Origin of the sequence: Vibrio sp. VPAP30, assembly GCF_001188205.1 — a bacterium.
Taxonomy (GTDB): Bacteria; Pseudomonadota; Gammaproteobacteria; order Enterobacterales; family Vibrionaceae; genus Vibrio; species Vibrio bivalvicida.
In genome coordinates this window covers 261,970-277,893 of the sequence record NZ_LBLS01000036.1, presented here as the reverse complement: position 1 = coordinate 277,893, position 15,924 = coordinate 261,970, and the positions used below count along the sequence as shown (strand labels likewise).

Genomic DNA, 15,924 nt, shown 5'->3' with positions numbered 1-15,924 from the left:
CTCAGCATCCTTATTTTGTTTCTAGTAGAAAGGCAATTTGTTGTTTTTCACCTTCACTTTTTGACTTAAGCTCATTTGAGCCGCGAGTGATGGTTGCAATACCAACACCTAGCATTTGGCTAATCTGTCTTTGCGACAACTCACCTTTTAGCAATTCACGAAAAATATTGACTCGTGCCACAAGCGCTTCACGCTCATCTGGTGTCAATAACATGGTCAGCAGCATCTGGTGTTGCTGTGACTCTGTACTATGTTCAATCAGGTCTAAGATCTGTTGCCACTCTTTATACTCAGGTTCCAAAGACATCTATTCGGTGCTCGCTAATATTTCGCGTTCAGCTCATGCGGATTTAAGAAGGCTCCATCAACACCGAGTACCTCACGATAATAAGTTTCAAACATCAGAATGTTTTGTACATATCCGCGAGTTTCTTTAAACGGAATTGCCTCGATAAACGCATAAGCATCTAGTTTTCCTTGCGTTCTTTCACGCCAAGTTTTCACTCGATGAGGTCCTGCATTATACGCAGCTAACGCGAAAATTCGATTGTTATCGTAGCGTTTGAGTAAGCCGTCGAGATAGTGACTGCCTATCTCAATGTTCTTACCTACTTGGTAAAGGTCTTTGTACCCTTGATAATCAATCTTATATTTTTTCGCGGTATACTTCGCCGTCGATGGCATGATTTGCATAATTCCGCGCGCGCCAACTGGCGATCTCGCTTCAATATCGAGTGCGCTTTCTTGCCTAGCGAGAGACATTAAGGTTATTGGATCTATGCTGTGTTTATCTCCGTAGAAGTTAAACCACCAGCGATGGGCCACTGGGAAACGAACAGCTAAGTTATCCCACATTTTTGCCTGAATACTCGCGGCCACCGTCAAGTGATGCCAGCCTTTAAATGAAGCAAATGCTGCTAGCATCTCTTTTTGTGATTTTTCCGCTCGCTGCAACAACCAACGCCATTCACTTTTCGCTGCGGCGATTTTGTCGCGGTCGATTAACTCTTCGATACGTAACAGCTCTACACGATACTGTTTAATCATGTCTTGGTTGAGCGCAATTACTGAAGTTGGATATTCGATAGAACGCTTAAGTTCTTTTGCAGCAGCAACACTATAGAAGTTGCGTTGACCAATAAGGGATTCCATCCGTTTCTGACCTGATTGGCGGTCGCCTTGTGCGATTTCACTGCGCGCAAGCCAGTATTGCCAACGTAAACTCTGTTGTTTATCTTGCGGTAACTGCTCGATCCAACCTTCAACGCCTTGCCAGTCAGCAAACTGAATCGCAAGACGCACACGACGTTCAATCAAAGGCACACTTGAAGAGGTGGCAATTTTCTTATCTCGCCACTTAGCCAACGACCCTGAATCCGTATTAATCAAACGAAACGAAACATAATCAGCAAGATGCTGCGCCGTGGCTTTGTCGAAGTGCTGGCCCTTAACCACCCCATCGAACTGTTTCTGGGCCATTTCGACATCTTTGCGTGCCAGCTTCTTAAAAGCGAGCTTGGTTTGGGTTTGGTAAAACTCAGTGACTTTATGTTTCTTGGCAAACGCCTGAACCGATTCGGGCTTACTAAACAGTGCTTTCATTTCATCGGCTTGTCGTTTTGCGCTCGACGAATTGAGCTGCTTCTTTAGGTAATTCATCAAGCTGCCATTTCTTGCCTCAAACGCCAATAACATTCGCTCAAGCACTAGCTGGTCTGTTTTAAGCCCCGCATTATCCCAAGCTTCAAATAGTGGGTCACAAGCATCAGCAATACTGTGCCCTGATAACCACAGTTTTTTAGCCCCAGCAGATGCTACTTTTTTGTCACCCGCTTTAGCATGAGCATTGTAGAAGTAACATTGATAGGTTTCTCCTCTTGGCTCCTCGGTTTGGAACTCCAATAGAGTCTGCCATTTGCCTTTCCTTGCCAACGCATCGATATACGGCGCTCGCATTCGATTTGAGAAAGGGAAAGAGCGATGCCCTGCAATAAATTGATCCACTTCACTAGGTGTTCGGTCACCAATATCGACCAGAAAACTACGGTAGTCGATATAAGGCGTGAGAGGATAATCCGCGATTTTAGGTCTTAGTTTTTTATACTGAGAGACTTGTTTTTCATCAAGCAATGACTGAGCTTGATCGTATAAGTCTCGCTGTTGTTGGAGTTCTAAAGCCACGGCTGATGTGGCAAAACTTGCGCTGCAAACCATCGAAGAAACAAACAAAATCGATGAAGGAATACGATGCAGCGACTTGAGAAAAGTCAGCGTCATAAGAGTCTCATCCTGAGATTAGAAATCTTTGGTGTTCCTTATTTATGCTTATTGTAATCAGCGCTGTAAAGGGTGTAGATGTAAATAATAATAAATTCACACAACTGTGACATTCAGCTTGCTTTGGGCAAACTGTTGATTAGTAATTCATCAGCAAAGTATCTCTATTTAAGAGACTCACTTTCTCTGGTAACAAACTGAGCTCGGTTAGTATAAAATAACCTTTTACGTGAATTGACTATTTAGGAACGATCGGCAATGGCTGAATACGTATATACCATGTCGCGAGTGAGCAAAATTGTGCCACCAAAGCGACAAATTCTTAAAGACATCTCTCTAAGCTTCTTCCCTGGCGCAAAAATCGGTGTTTTGGGTCTCAATGGTGCAGGTAAATCCACCCTGCTACGCATCATGGCTGGTATTGATACTGATATCGATGGTGAAGCTCGTCCGCAACCAGGCCTTAATGTCGGTTACCTACCGCAAGAACCAGTGCTGGACGAATCTAAAACGGTGCGTGAAATCGTTGAAGAAGCCGTATCCGATGTTGCAGGTGCGATGAAGCGTCTTGACGAAGTATACGCTGCTTACGCAGAACCAGATGCTGACTTCGATGCGCTAGCAAAAGAGCAAGGTGAACTTGAAGCACTAATTCAAGCGAAAGAGGGTCACAACTTAGAGAATGCTCTAGAGCGTGCTGCTGATGCACTTCGCCTTCCTGAATGGGATCAGAAGATTGAGCACCTATCTGGTGGTGAGCGTCGCCGTGTCGCTATCTGTCGCCTACTTCTTTCAAAGCCAGACATGCTGCTACTCGACGAACCAACCAACCACTTGGATGCAGAATCGGTTGCATGGCTAGAACGTTTCCTAGTGGACTACACAGGTACTGTTGTGGCAATCACCCACGACCGTTACTTCTTAGATAATGCAGCTGGCTGGATTCTTGAACTTGACCGTGGTGAAGGTATTCCATGGCAAGGTAACTACACTTCTTGGCTCGAACAGAAAGATGCGCGTCTGCAGCAAGAGGCATCTCAAGAGAAAGCACGTCAGAAAACGATTGAGAAAGAACTTGAATGGGTTCGTCAAAACCCTAAAGGTCGTCAGTCTAAATCTAAAGCACGTATGGCTCGCTTTGAAGAACTGCAAAGCGGCGATCGCCAGAAACGTAACGAAACCAACGAGCTGTTCATCCCACCAGGTGAGCGTCTAGGTGATAAGGTTGTCGAAGTAAATAACCTAACGAAATCGTTTGACGGCCGCGTACTGATTGATGATCTATCATTCAGCATGCCTAAAGGCGCTATCGTCGGTATCATCGGTGCCAACGGTGCAGGTAAGTCGACCCTATTTAAGATGTTAAGTGGAACAGAGCAACCTGATTCTGGCTCTATCGAGATGGGTGATACGGTGAAACTGGCGTCTGTCGATCAGTTCCGTGACTCTATGGATGATTCGAAAACCGTTTACCAAGAAATCTCTGAAGGTGCGGATATCATCAAAATCAACAACTTTGAGATCCCAGCTCGTGCCTACTGTTCGCGCTTTAACTTCAAAGGCTCAGATCAACAGAAAGTGATCGGTGAGTTGTCTGGTGGTGAGCGTAACCGTGTTCACCTTGCTAAGCTGCTAAAAGCGGGTGGTAATGTATTGCTACTCGATGAACCGACCAACGACCTAGACGTTGAAACACTACGAGCTCTAGAAGAAGCACTACTTGAGTTCCCTGGCTGTGCCATGGTTATCTCGCATGACCGTTGGTTCCTAGACCGTGTTGCAACACACATCATCGACTACCGCGATGAAGGTCAAGTTAACTTCTACGAAGGTAACTATACTGAATACATGGAGTGGCTGAAGAAGACTCTCGGCCCAGAGGCTGCGGAACCGCATCGCATCAAATACAAACGTATTGCTAAGTAAATACGCTTGAAATTTGTGCAAAGGCCGCTAGTATTAGCGGCCTTTATTATATAGCTCACAATACAGATAATTTCTGGTATTGATTAAAGCGAAGAATGCGAACAGCCGCGCATAGTAGCCACTTTTGTTTTGTTACTCTTATGAGTTGAAATATAGAGAGAAGATTATGATCGAACGTCGTCGTTTTTCGCGCATTGTTTATCAAACTCAAGCAACACTGACTCAAGAATCCACCAAGGTGACTGCCTTAGTGTGTGATTTATCGCTGCATGGACTCTTAGCCACCAGCGAACAGTCAGACCAGCTCGACACAGATAAACAAGTAGATGTTGAATTTTCGCTTGCAGGAAGTGATGTCACGATCCAACTTGTAGGAAACATTGTTGGGCTTAATAACAATGTGATTCGTGTCAGCATTGATCATATTGATATTGAGAGTATCGGGCATTTGAAGCGATTAGTTGAATTAAACGTAGGTGATGATGAACTGTTGCACAGGGATATTGAGCACCTCTCCGATTTAGGTGAATACACCTAATCTAGCTAATTTATGTCGAAAAAAATTACCATTTCTATCCCCAACTCATCGGGGGTAGAACATTTTGATGTTTCAAGAAAAAAACTGTTTTCCTCTATTGCCTTTGTCGTAGGTAGTTTAATTGCGGCAACAGGTTATGGCTACAATCAGTGGCATCAAGAGCAAGCTCTACGCACTAAACTTAGCGAGCTTGAGATACTCTATGCAGAACAGATCGATACTACCCACTCTCTTTCTCAAGAACTGGAAGAAAAACGTAGTCAGATCCATGTATTAGGCAAGCGCGTATATGATGTCGAATCGGTACTTGGGTTAGCAGATGAAGTGCTCGATAATTCAAGCTTAGAAAACCGTATTGATGCTGCTGCAGTGGATTCTGCGGTACGTGCTACTATGTTTCGTTTAATACCTAACGACACACCAATGAACTATGAACGCATTTCTTCTTCATTTGGCCGACGCACTAACCCTATAACGGGTAAGCGGCATAGCCATACAGGTATTGATCTGACCTGTAAGCGTGGCGAAGAGATTTATGCCCCCGCTGATGGCGTCATTGAAACTGTACGACCAAGTAAAAAAGGCTTCGGCAATTTTTTAACTGTTCGTCATTCATTTGGTTTTATGAGTTCCTATGCTCATCTGCATAAGTTTAAAGTTCGCAGCGGCCAGTTTGTGAGTAAAGGAGATGTAATAGCGACATGTGGCAACTCAGGCAATTCAACCGGCCCTCACCTCCATTATGAGGTACGCTTCCTCGGTCGTGCGCTTAACCCGCAATATACCATGGACTGGACACCGGAAAACTTTAACCACCTATTCGAAAAAGAGAAAAAGGTAAAGTGGGCGCCGCTAGTTAAACTGATCGATGATACCGTCAGACTACAAGTTAACTTAACCAACAACCCTTACCAAGATAGTTCAGTCAGAACCGTAAAGAATGACCAAGAACTACCAATTACTAGCCTCACGGTTCAGTAGTCATGCACCGATAGCAAAAGAGCGACCGTCTGGTCGCTCTTTTTCATCCAAGTAAATAGAGGTTATCTAGCCGCGATGAATGGAGTCATTGGCTTGTTTTAACAAGTTCTGGCTCTCATCAAGGAACTGCTTTGAGTAATCGCCAAACCAGTCACTCACTCTATCAAAGCTCTCGACAAATGCTTGTTTGTCATTACCATCCAGAATTTCCAACGCCTCACCGAAACAGCGGTGGAAACGCTTGATCATGTCGATGTTTTCCTGAGAAGAGAGAATGATATCCCCGTATAGGTTAGGATCTTGGCCAAACAGACGACCAACCATTGCTAACTCCAAACGGTAGATAGGTGAGCTAAGCTGCAGTAGCTTATCGATATTTGGGTTTTCTCGGCTTAGGTGTAGACCGTAAGCGAACGACGTAAAGTGTCTTAGTGCCTGAATCAACGTCATACCGTGGTCATGTTCACTTGCATCAATCTGGCATAAGCTCGCACCCCAGATAGAAAACTGCTTTAACAACCACTGATAATGCTCTTCACCACGACCATCACAGTAGACAATAACCTGCTTAGCTAAGCTTGGAACATCTGGACCAAACATAGGGTGTAAGCCGACAACTGGCCCTTTATGCACATTCAGCATTGCTTGCAGTGGTTTAGACTTAATCGAGGTCAAATCACACAAGATGCAATCTTCAGGGAGTTGGTCTAGCTTCTCAATTACACCTTCAGTCAAATGAATTGGAACAGTGACAACCACCATGCCTGCATTTTTTAGTAGTTCATCAGCACGGTGCCAGTCTTTACTGCCTAGCACTTTGACATCATAACCAGATAGTTTGAACATGCGACCAAACAGTCCGCCAAGCTGACCGTTACCACCAACAATAACAACAGAACGTAACTCTGGCTTGAGACACTTAAAGCCTGAATCTTTTTCGCTGGCGTAAGACTCGCGCATAGTTCGACGCAAAATATCTTCGATGAGTTGCGGCGGTACCCCTTTTTTCTCTGCCTCTTCACGGCGAGAGGCAAGCATTGCTGCCTCGCGATCCGGGGCATAGATTGGCAAACCATGTTCGCTTTTTACTTCGCCAACCTTCTCTACCAAACAAAGTCGTTGTGCTAATAAATCCAAAATCTGTTTATCAACTGCGTCTATCTGCTCGCGCAATTCATTCAATTCAACTGCCATTGATATTCCTTCTACTTACCCTTTCAAGCGATCTTCTAGGAAAGGGACTAGCTCTTCATGTGCATGACGTAATAGTGCCTCAGTTGTATCCCAATTGATACACGCATCGGTAATAGATACGCCGTATTGCATTTCATTGAGAGGAATATCTGAAGATTGATTGCCTTCATTGATATGGCTTTCAATCATCAAGCCGATAATGGATTTATTGCCTTCGCGAATTTGGTGGATAACATCTTCCGCGACTAACGGTTGACGGCGGTAATCTTTACGAGAGTTGGCGTGGCTACAGTCAACCATCAGTGATGCTTCTAAACCATATTTAGCCATATCTTGCTCACACTCAGTCACCGATACAGAATCGTAGTTAGTCTGCTTACCACCACGAAGAATGACATGGCCGTTCGGGTTACCTTGAGTTGTCAGCAGGGCCACTTGGCCTTCTCGGTTGATCCCCATGAAACGGTGACTTGAAGAAGCGGCCTGCATCGCATTAATTGCCGTTGCTAAACTACCATCAGTACCGTTCTTAAAACCAATTGGCATGGAAAGGCCACTGGCCATTTCTCGGTGCGTCTGTGATTCAGTGGTACGAGCACCAATGGCTGCCCAGCTAAATGTATCGGCAAGGTATTGAGGGCTAATTGGATCAAGTGCCTCAGTCGCGAGTGGGATTTCCATTTCAGCGAGTTCAACTAACAATTCACGACCAACATGCAGCCCATGCTCGATATCGAACGAACCATCTAGATGTGGGTCGTTAATCAGTCCTTTCCAGCCGACGGTTGTACGAGGCTTCTCAAAGTAAACGCGCATAACAATATACAGTTGGTCACTCAGTTGTTCTGAAAGTGCTTTAAGGCGCTTAGCATATTCCTTCGCCGCCTCGATATCATGAATTGAACAAGGACCACACACAACAAGTAGTCGATGATCTTTCTTGTGAATGATGTCTGCAATGGTTTGACGAGACTCTTGGATGAAACGACGTGCATTATCACTCAATGGTAGCTTTGCTTTTAGCTCTTCAGGTGTAATAAGGACTTGTTCATCACTAATATTAATATTGCTCAATTCACTTTTTTGCATAACTTTAACCTGTTCATCATTTTTTACACCTGATTTTATCCGTGTTGATCAGGTTGACATAGACATAAAATAACAGGCTCAATTTAGATTTCAAGGTGTAAACAATAAAAAACACGCGTGTAAATTTTAATTTACATTGTGATAATTAGTTATCTCCATCACCAAAAAAAGAGATAAGCATGTTTTCCAAGAGGATTCTTAACTAAAATAAGCCTAAATCCCGCTGATTAAATCGTTATGGATCTTATCCTTTCTCTTCTACAGCAGATGTGTGTCTATTTAGTGTTAGCTTATATGTTAAGCAAGACACCAATCTTTTTACCTCTGCTCAATATCTCTAACCGTCTTAGCCACAAATTGAGTGTCTATGTCCTATTTTCCCTATTTTGTATTATGGGAACCTACTTTGGTTTGCAGATTAACGATGCAATCGCCAATACGCGAGCGATTGGCGCGGTCATGGGAGGATTGTTTGGTGGTCCGATTGTTGGCTTCTTTGTTGGCCTGACTGGCGGCCTGCATCGTTATACCCTAGGTGGATTTACCGATCTCGCCTGTACTATCTCAACCACCGCAGAAGGGCTGATTGGCGGTTTGTTTCATGTCTATTTTGTGCGCAAGAATAAACCAGATCAACTGTTCAACCCGAGCGTAGTATTCGCTATTACTCTCGTCGCTGAAATTGTCCAGATGCTGATCATATTGATCGTCGCCAAACCCTTTGATCAGGCCTATAGCTTGGTTTCTGCGATTGCGGCGCCAATGATCATTGCGAACTCGGTAGGCGCTGCGCTATTTATGAGTATTTTGCAGGACAGAAAAACTATCTTCGAAGAATACTCAGCGACCTTTTCTCGCCGCGCGCTGAACATTGCAGAGCGATCTGTTGGTATTCTAGCCTCTGGCTTCAATGTGCAGAACGCTGAGAAAATTGCCCGTATTGTCTATGAAGAAACCAATGTCGGTGCGGTATCGATTACCGATGATGAAAAGATTCTTGCATTTGTAGGTATCGGCGATGATCACCACAAACCCAATACACTTATCTCTTCACAAAGCACCTTGGATGCAATTCAACAAGATGACATCATCTACCTAGACGGGGCAGAAAAGCCGTATCAATGTTCGATATCTGCAGATTGTAAGCTAGGCTCAGCGCTGATCATTCCTCTTCGCGCAGGCGACAAGGTCATCGGCACCATTAAGCTCTATGAGCCCAAGCGTAAACTCTTCTCCACTATCAATATGTCGATGGCGGAAGGGATAGCGCAACTGCTTTCGAGCCAAATCCTGTTTGGCGATTATCAGCAAAAACAAACGCTGTTATCTCAAGCCGAAATCAAACTGCTGCACGCTCAGGTAAATCCACATTTCCTATTCAATGCTCTCAATACTATCAGTGCCGTTATCAGGCGCGATCCACCTAAAGCTCGGGAACTTATTCAGCACCTTTCGCAATTCTTTCGCAGTAATTTAAAGCAAGATATCGAGACGGTAACACTCAAAGAAGAGCTCGCCCACGTTAATGCCTACCTCACGATAGAGAAGGCGCGTTTTACCGACCGCTTAGAAGTGACGATTGATATTGATGAAGCGCTGTTAACTCGAAAAGTACCGACCTTTACCCTACAGCCGTTAGTTGAGAACGCCATTAAACACGGTATCTCTAATCTTCTGGAAGGCGGTAAGATTCACATCTACAGTCAAATAAGTGAGTCAGGATTCCAAGTCGTGGTGGAAGACAATGCTGGCAGTTACACGCCACCAGCCGATGACCATGCGGGTCTGGGGATGCAGATTGTCGACAAACGACTGAGCAATAAATTTGGTCGCGCTTCAGCTCTCAATATTGAAGTCGAGCCTAACCATTTTACTCGGATGAGCTTTATCATCCCAAATAAGAACATGTACTAAGGTATCAACATGCTTTCGGCATTAGTCATAGATGACGAACTTTTTGCTCGCGAGGAACTGACCGAGCTACTCGAAGAAACGGGTCACATTGAAGTGATAGATCAAGCCAGCAATGCAATTGAAGGGTTGAAGAAAATCAATCAACTCAAGCCTGACGTGGTGTTTCTTGATATCCAAATGCCGCAGATTACTGGAATTGAGCTGTTAGCGATGCTTGACCCTGAAACTATGCCTAATGTGGTGTTTGTCACCGCTTATGATGAGTTTGCTGTCCAAGCATTTGAAGATAATGCCTTTGATTACTTGCTAAAGCCCGTTGATACCTGTCGCTTGGAGAAAACCGTTAATCGATTACTCAAGTCTCGACAAACAACAAGCCAGCAATTCGCTGCTATTACCCCACACAGCTTAGATCAAGTGCCATGTATTGGATTAAACCGCATCGTCATTATTCCAACCCAAGACGTTGAATTTGCCTACAGTGATATCAGTGGCGTCCATGTTCAAACCCATGAACAGAAAGCCACATCTCAGCTGACGTTAAAAGTACTTGAAGAGAAAACGCCTTTGGTTCGCTGTCACCGCCAGTTTTTGGTTAACATCAAAGCAATCAAAGAGATAAAGCTACTCGAAAACGGCTTAGCAGAAATTATCACTGTCAGTGACCATCCACTTCCGGTGAGTCGACGTTATTTGAAAACTTTAAAAGAGATGCTGGGTTTTCACTAATAACAAAAAAGCCGCACTTGATGTGCGGCTCATTGAGTGAGTCTATGAGATTAAGCGTCAACAATACGCTTCATGGCCTCGGAAGCCTGTTTCCATTGTTCACTGCTATGTAGCTCAGACAAACTAAAGCTCTGTGTTTTTAATAAGCGACTTGCTTGCGGGGTTTCCATAACAGGCAGATTGTCTAGCACTTCCACCTGAGCGTCACGCTTGTTACACACCAAAATCATATCGCACCCGGCCACTAACGCCTGATGTGAACGCTCTGCAGGGCCGCCCATGATCGATGCACCTTCCATTGTCAGATCATCGGAGAAAACAATGCCTTTAAAACCTAGCTTTTCACGCAGTATCTGTTTAAGCCAGTATTCCGATCCACTTGCAGGCTGATCATCATAGTGTGGGAAAACAACATGCGCGGGCATCATTGCGTCTAAAACTCCCGATTCAATCTGGGCTTTAAAAATCGCCATATCTTGTTCAAAGATAGTGTCTCGGCTATCGAATGGCGTTTCTAAGTGGGAGTCCGCAACAACACCACCATGTCCTGGGAAATGTTTACCCGTCGTCGACATTCCAACCGTTTTCATCCCTTTCATGTAAGCGAGACTATGGCGAATAATGGTATTGGTATCATCACCAAAAGCACGGCTACCAATCGCTTTACAGTCAAAGCCTTTATCAAGAACAGGCGCAAAACTTAAGTCAATATCATGGGCAACCAACTCTGCAGCCATCAACCAACCACCTTGCTGTGCGAGCTGTTCACCATTGTTGAACTGTGCATACTGTTGAGCTGCAGGAATCAGCGAGAACCCTTCTTTAAAGCGCTGAACACGGCCTCCTTCTTGGTCAACACCAATCAGAATTGGGCGCTTAGCCGCTTGACGAATCGATTTGTTCAAAGCCAATAGCTGCTCGCTGTCATGGTAGTTGCGAGCAAATAAGATCACGCCACCAACAGTTGGGTGCTCAAGAATCTCTTTATCTTCCGCAGTCAATTCACAACCTGCTACGTCTAACCATAACGGTCCCATGGTTACTCCACATCTCACTTAATTTCGCTATGCAGTCGAGGGTATTAGGATTATTCTCGGTTTACAATAACTAGACGAGACTGTTAGCGAAAAATCTCCATGAGTGATAGAGAGTTATACATTGGCATAATGTCAGGCACTAGCCTTGATGGTATCGATACTGTTTTAGTCGAGATTGAACACAACCGAGTTCGCTTGCTAGGTAGTAATGATTACCCAATCCCAGATTCACTTAAGCAACGCTTATTGAATGTTTGCCTGGGTCAATCAACCAACCTAGTTGAAATTGGTCAGCTTGATCACTTACTTGGCAAGCTTTACGCGCAAGCGGCTCAGGCGCTATTGAATAAAAGTGGCTACTCTGCCGAGCAGATCTGTGCCATCGGTAATCATGGTCAAACCGTTTTTCATCAACCGACTGGTGATACTCCGTTTACTGCCCAATTAGGCGACGCTAATATTATTGCGGCTTTAACTGGAATAGATACTATTGCAGACTTTAGGCGTAAAGATATCGCTCTCGGCGGTCAGGGGGCACCTCTGGTCCCCGCCTTTCACCAATCGATTTTTGGCTCTACAGATTCTAGTGTCGTGGTGCTTAATATTGGAGGAATCGCCAATATTTCCGTTTTGCGACCTGAGCAAGCCGTTGTTGGGTATGATACTGGCCCAGGTAATATGTTGATGGACGCATGGTGTGCTAAAAACACTGGCAATGCCTATGACTACAATGCTCAATTCGCTCTGCAAGGCAAGCTCAATCAAGAATTGCTGAGTGAATTACTCAGTGAGCCTTATCTTGCGCTCAGCGCTCCTAAAAGCACGGGTCGCGAGCTGTTTAACTTACCTTGGTTAGAAGCTATCCTCGTTAAGTTCTCTATTAAGCCGGAAGATGTACAACGAACTTTGTGTGAGTATACGGCGATAACAATTGCCAACGAGGTGAACAAGTTCACTGTTGGTTCCTCACCGGAACTACTGGTATGCGGCGGAGGGGCACACAACCCCCTTCTTATGCGTTGTCTCACCCAACAGCTACCTGATTGGAAAGTCATGTTGACCGATGACAAGGGTGTAGACAGCAACAATATGGAAGCGATGGCCTTTGCTTGGCTCGCCTATCGCCGTATTCACGATCTGCCAAGCAATCTACCTGATGTCACCGGAGCCAGTAAAGCGGTCTCTCTTGGTGTGATGTACTTTGCTGATAAATAAGGACCACTATGACTAACGATGCGCTAATCGCCGCTCTTTCTCATCTCGTTTCTGAGGGACGCAACCCAGAGACGATGGATATCGACTTATTGTCTTCTCATGAAATTGTTCAACGAATCAATCAGCAAGACCAGCAAGTCCCATTAGCGGTAGAAAAAGTCCTGCCCGAGATAGCCCAAGCGGTCGACAAGATCACCGCTGCATTTAAAGTCGGTGGTCGACTTGTTTATATGGGTGCAGGCACTAGCGGTCGCTTAGGTGTTCTAGATGCCTCGGAGTGTCCTCCGACTTTTGGCGTTTCAGATCAAATGGTGATTGGCCTGATTGCTGGCGGCCCAGAAGCTATTTTAAAAGCAAAAGAAGGCGCAGAAGATTCCCCAGTGTTTGGTGTCGAAGATCTCAAATCGATCGAGTTCAACGAGAAAGATGTGGTGGTAGGTATTGCGGCGAGCGGCAGAACCCCTTACGTCATCGGTGCATTGGAATACGCCAATGACATTGGAGCGACGACTGTTGCTCTGTCTTGCAACCCAGACTCAACCATTGCCGATATTGCCCAAATTGCCATTAGCCCAGTAGTAGGCCCAGAAGCACTGACTGGCTCAACACGCTTAAAATCAGGCACCGCGCAAAAGCTCGTGCTCAACATGCTTACCACAGCCAGTATGATTCGCTTGGGTAAGAGCTATCAAAACCTGATGGTCGATGTGAAAGCGACCAACAAAAAACTCGTCGCGCGCGCAGCCAGAATCGTTATGCAAGCGACAGATTGTAACAAGAGCCTAGCCACCGAAACGCTAGAGAAAACCGATTATGATGTGAAACTGGCGATTTTGATGCTACTGACTGGCATGGAGTTATCTCAGGCTAAGAATCAGCTAGAAAAGCAAGATGGTTTCTTACGTAAAGCGGTTCAGCACCACCAAGGCGAATAGCCAAAAATGAAAAAGGGAGAAGATCACTCTTCTCCCTCCACATTATAAAACGTTAATTTTGGTGTTCACTCCAACCACGCTGCCACTCCATACGGAACCTTTGTGCGGTTTCGGTGCCTTCACATACACCCTCGTAATACTGACCGGATAACCCAATTTGATAAGCAAAGTCAGGGTTACAATACTCGCCTACCCCTTCTAAATAACCCTCTTCATAATCCGCGTGTTTAACACTGCCTAAACTCGCCAGTTCAGTGTATGAGCGTTGAGTGTGGCCGGTGATCCCATCTTGGTAACCGATTTGATACCAATCTCCTTGCTCAGCTAACTGCTCTGGGCTACTGCTACAAGCCGCCAATACTGACACTAACGCTGCGATAACGATGTTTCTCATTGTTTTTCCTTGTTTTTGCAGACTTCTATTAATCAAACCACTAAATCTTAATAATTGCCACTCACCAAACGTAAAAACCACTTATTTTCTCAGCAAACCACTCACTTCGGTATACGACCACTCACTCCAGAACCAGATGCTGATAGCCAAGTAACCGCATAATATGCATGGTGAGCTTAATCAATTTCACTAAGGAACAAGTGCTATGTTGTGGTTTCTAACCTGTGTTGCAGCCCTAATCGGCGGATACTTTATTTATGGGGCTTTTGTAGAAAAAGTCTTTGGCATTAACGAAAAACGTCAAACTCCAGCGCATACGAAAGCCGATGGTGTCGACTACGTGCCAATGTCTACCAAGAAAGTTTACCTCGTTCAGCTACTTAACATTGCTGGCGTTGGTCCAATCTTCGGCCCTATCATGGGCGCCCTATACGGTCCTGCGGCTATGCTGTGGATTGTTATCGGTTGTATTTTCGCTGGCGCAGTACATGATTACTTCTCAGGTATGCTGTCTGTTCGTAACGGCGGTGCCTCTGTTCCTACCATTACTGGCCGTTACTTAGGCAATGGCGCAAAACACTTTATGAATATCTTTGCCATTGTTCTATTGCTATTGGTTGGTGTGGTATTCGTATCAGCGCCTGCAGGCATGATTACTAACCTAATCAATGATCAAACTAGCCTATCGGTTAGCATGACGACTATGGTCATCGCGATTTTCGCTTACTACATCATCGCAACGATTGTTCCTGTTGATAAAATAATTGGCCGCTTCTACCCACTGTTCGGTGCCCTACTGATCTTCATGTCTGTTGGTTTGATGACTGCGGTTGCGTTCTCAAGCGAACATACCGTGATGGGTAATTTCCAAGTGAGCGACATGTTCACTAACCTAAACCCTAACGATATGCCACTATGGCCTGCGCTATTTATTACCATCGCCTGTGGTGCAATCTCTGGCTTCCACGCAACGCAATCGCCATTAATGGCTCGCTGTATGGAAAATGAGAAGAACGGCCGCTTTGTATTCTATGGTGCAATGATTGGTGAAGGTGTGATCGCGCTAATTTGGTGTGCGATTGCTTTATCGTTCTTTGGTAACCTAGATGCACTGTCTGAGGCAGTAAGCAATGGTGGCCCAGGCAATGTTGTTTACAGCGCATCATTTGGCCTACTTGGTGTGTTTGGTGGTGTAATTGCTTTCCTAGGTGTAGTGATTCTACCAATTACCTCTGGTGATACGGCTTTCCGCTCTAGTCGCCTGATCCTAGCTGAATACTTTAACGTTGACCAAAAAGCACTGCGTAATCGCTTAATGATGGCCGTCCCACTGTTCATTATTGGTGGTGTATTAACTCAAGTAGATTTTGGCATCATCTGGCGTTACTTCGGTTTTGCTAACCAATCAACCGCAGTCATGATGCTATGGACAGCTTCAGCTTACCTACTTCGTCACAACAAACTGCACTGGATTACGACCGTACCGGCTATCTTCATGACAACTGTGTGTGCAACCTTCATTTTGAATAACAGCACGCTAGGCTTTGGTCTGCCAATCCAAGTTTCAACCATCTCAGGTATCTTGTTTGCTCTAGCCGTTGCCGGTTACGTGATTAAAACGTCGAAAGGCAAAGGTGAAACAGAGCTAGCAGACGAAGAGAAACCAAAAGCAGTCACTGAAACTGCCTAAACCAA

General features: G+C 45.0%; 14 protein-coding genes. 8 read left to right on the top strand and 6 right to left on the bottom strand.

Annotation, left to right across the window (positions count from 1 at the left end; genetic code table 11):
* Positions 1–10: 10 nt before the first annotated feature.
* Entirely contained in the window at positions 11–307 is a 297-nt protein-coding gene (gene trpR / locus ZX61_RS16640) for a trp operon repressor (protein WP_049845719.1), read from the bottom strand.
* A gap of 14 nt (positions 308–321) precedes the next feature.
* The gene (gene sltY, locus ZX61_RS16635; protein WP_049845718.1) at positions 322–2,277 is read right to left on the bottom strand and encodes a murein transglycosylase; all 1,956 of its coding nucleotides are present in this window, start codon (positions 2,275–2,277) and stop codon (positions 322–324) included.
* Positions 2,278–2,535: 258 nt separating this feature from the next.
* Between sltY and ettA the strand changes: the two genes are divergently transcribed.
* From ettA to ZX61_RS16620, 3 genes are all read left to right on the top strand, one after another.
* The gene (gene ettA / locus ZX61_RS16630) at positions 2,536–4,203 is read left to right on the top strand and encodes an energy-dependent translational throttle protein EttA (protein ID WP_049845717.1); all 1,668 of its coding nucleotides are present in this window, start codon (positions 2,536–2,538) and stop codon (positions 4,201–4,203) included.
* Between the two features lie 166 nt (positions 4,204–4,369).
* Positions 4,370–4,741 carry a PilZ domain-containing protein gene (locus tag ZX61_RS16625; protein WP_049845716.1) on the top strand — a complete coding sequence of 124 codons (372 nt, stop codon included), beginning with the start codon at positions 4,370–4,372 and terminating at the stop codon, positions 4,739–4,741.
* A 12-nt stretch (positions 4,742–4,753) separates the two neighbouring features.
* Positions 4,754–5,722 (top strand): M23 family metallopeptidase, encoded by a 969-nt coding sequence (locus ZX61_RS16620; protein WP_049845715.1) that lies wholly within the window; start codon positions 4,754–4,756, stop codon positions 5,720–5,722.
* Between the two features lie 66 nt (positions 5,723–5,788).
* On the opposite strand, the gene tyrA is transcribed toward ZX61_RS16620, so the two are convergent.
* Positions 5,789–6,916: a bifunctional chorismate mutase/prephenate dehydrogenase gene (tyrA, locus tag ZX61_RS16615; protein ID WP_049845714.1), complete on the bottom strand. Its 1,128-nt coding sequence runs from the start codon at positions 6,914–6,916 to the stop codon at positions 5,789–5,791.
* 15 nt (positions 6,917–6,931) lie between these two features.
* Complete coding sequence (locus ZX61_RS16610) at positions 6,932–8,005, bottom strand: 3-deoxy-7-phosphoheptulonate synthase (protein WP_049845713.1); 1,074 nt, start codon at positions 8,003–8,005, stop codon at positions 6,932–6,934.
* A 237-nt stretch (positions 8,006–8,242) separates the two neighbouring features.
* Here ZX61_RS16610 and ZX61_RS16605 point away from each other — a divergent pair, with 237 nt between their 5' ends.
* Positions 8,243–9,919: a sensor histidine kinase gene (locus ZX61_RS16605; protein ID WP_049845712.1), complete on the top strand. Its 1,677-nt coding sequence runs from the start codon at positions 8,243–8,245 to the stop codon at positions 9,917–9,919.
* Positions 9,920–9,928: 9 nt separating this feature from the next.
* On the top strand, positions 9,929–10,648 hold the full coding sequence (gene btsR, locus ZX61_RS16600) for a two-component system response regulator BtsR (protein ID WP_049845711.1): 720 nt from the start codon (positions 9,929–9,931) through the stop codon (positions 10,646–10,648).
* A gap of 50 nt (positions 10,649–10,698) precedes the next feature.
* On the opposite strand, the gene nagZ is transcribed toward btsR, so the two are convergent.
* Complete coding sequence (gene nagZ, locus ZX61_RS16595; protein ID WP_049845710.1) at positions 10,699–11,685, bottom strand: beta-N-acetylhexosaminidase; 987 nt, start codon at positions 11,683–11,685, stop codon at positions 10,699–10,701.
* A gap of 99 nt (positions 11,686–11,784) precedes the next feature.
* Here nagZ and ZX61_RS16590 point away from each other — a divergent pair, with 99 nt between their 5' ends.
* Both ZX61_RS16590 and murQ read left to right on the top strand, forming a co-directional pair.
* The gene (locus ZX61_RS16590) at positions 11,785–12,900 is read left to right on the top strand and encodes an anhydro-N-acetylmuramic acid kinase (protein WP_049845709.1); all 1,116 of its coding nucleotides are present in this window, start codon (positions 11,785–11,787) and stop codon (positions 12,898–12,900) included.
* A gap of 8 nt (positions 12,901–12,908) precedes the next feature.
* Positions 12,909–13,835: an N-acetylmuramic acid 6-phosphate etherase gene (murQ, locus tag ZX61_RS16585; RefSeq protein WP_049845708.1), complete on the top strand. Its 927-nt coding sequence runs from the start codon at positions 12,909–12,911 to the stop codon at positions 13,833–13,835.
* 52 nt (positions 13,836–13,887) lie between these two features.
* On the opposite strand, the gene ZX61_RS16580 is transcribed toward murQ, so the two are convergent.
* Positions 13,888–14,229, bottom strand: a complete 342-nt coding sequence (locus ZX61_RS16580; protein WP_004744846.1) for a DUF2799 domain-containing protein — start codon at positions 14,227–14,229, stop codon at positions 13,888–13,890.
* 205 nt (positions 14,230–14,434) lie between these two features.
* On the opposite strand from ZX61_RS16580, the gene ZX61_RS16575 reads away from it, so the two are divergent.
* The gene (locus ZX61_RS16575; protein WP_049845707.1) at positions 14,435–15,919 is read left to right on the top strand and encodes a carbon starvation CstA family protein; all 1,485 of its coding nucleotides are present in this window, start codon (positions 14,435–14,437) and stop codon (positions 15,917–15,919) included.
* Positions 15,920–15,924: the final 5 nt, after the last annotated feature.

Coding starts and splice junctions, on each gene's coding strand:
- tyrA (WP_049845714.1), bottom strand. CDS start 6,916: ATGGCAGTTGAATTGAATGAATTGCGCGAGCAGATAGACGCAGTTGAT.
- ZX61_RS16610 (WP_049845713.1), bottom strand. CDS start 8,005: ATGCAAAAAAGTGAATTGAGCAATATTAATATTAGTGATGAACAAGTC.
- ZX61_RS16580 (WP_004744846.1), bottom strand. CDS start 14,229: ATGAGAAACATCGTTATCGCAGCGTTAGTGTCAGTATTGGCGGCTTGT.
- ZX61_RS16620 (WP_049845715.1), top strand. CDS start 4,754: ATGTCGAAAAAAATTACCATTTCTATCCCCAACTCATCGGGGGTAGAA.
- nagZ (WP_049845710.1), bottom strand. CDS start 11,685: ATGGGACCGTTATGGTTAGACGTAGCAGGTTGTGAATTGACTGCGGAA.
- btsR (WP_049845711.1), top strand. CDS start 9,929: ATGCTTTCGGCATTAGTCATAGATGACGAACTTTTTGCTCGCGAGGAA.
- sltY (WP_049845718.1), bottom strand. CDS start 2,277: ATGACGCTGACTTTTCTCAAGTCGCTGCATCGTATTCCTTCATCGATT.
- trpR (WP_049845719.1), bottom strand. CDS start 307: ATGTCTTTGGAACCTGAGTATAAAGAGTGGCAACAGATCTTAGACCTG.
- murQ (WP_049845708.1), top strand. CDS start 12,909: ATGACTAACGATGCGCTAATCGCCGCTCTTTCTCATCTCGTTTCTGAG.
- ZX61_RS16575 (WP_049845707.1), top strand. CDS start 14,435: ATGTTGTGGTTTCTAACCTGTGTTGCAGCCCTAATCGGCGGATACTTT.
- ettA (WP_049845717.1), top strand. CDS start 2,536: ATGGCTGAATACGTATATACCATGTCGCGAGTGAGCAAAATTGTGCCA.
- ZX61_RS16590 (WP_049845709.1), top strand. CDS start 11,785: ATGAGTGATAGAGAGTTATACATTGGCATAATGTCAGGCACTAGCCTT.
- ZX61_RS16605 (WP_049845712.1), top strand. CDS start 8,243: ATGGATCTTATCCTTTCTCTTCTACAGCAGATGTGTGTCTATTTAGTG.
- ZX61_RS16625 (WP_049845716.1), top strand. CDS start 4,370: ATGATCGAACGTCGTCGTTTTTCGCGCATTGTTTATCAAACTCAAGCA.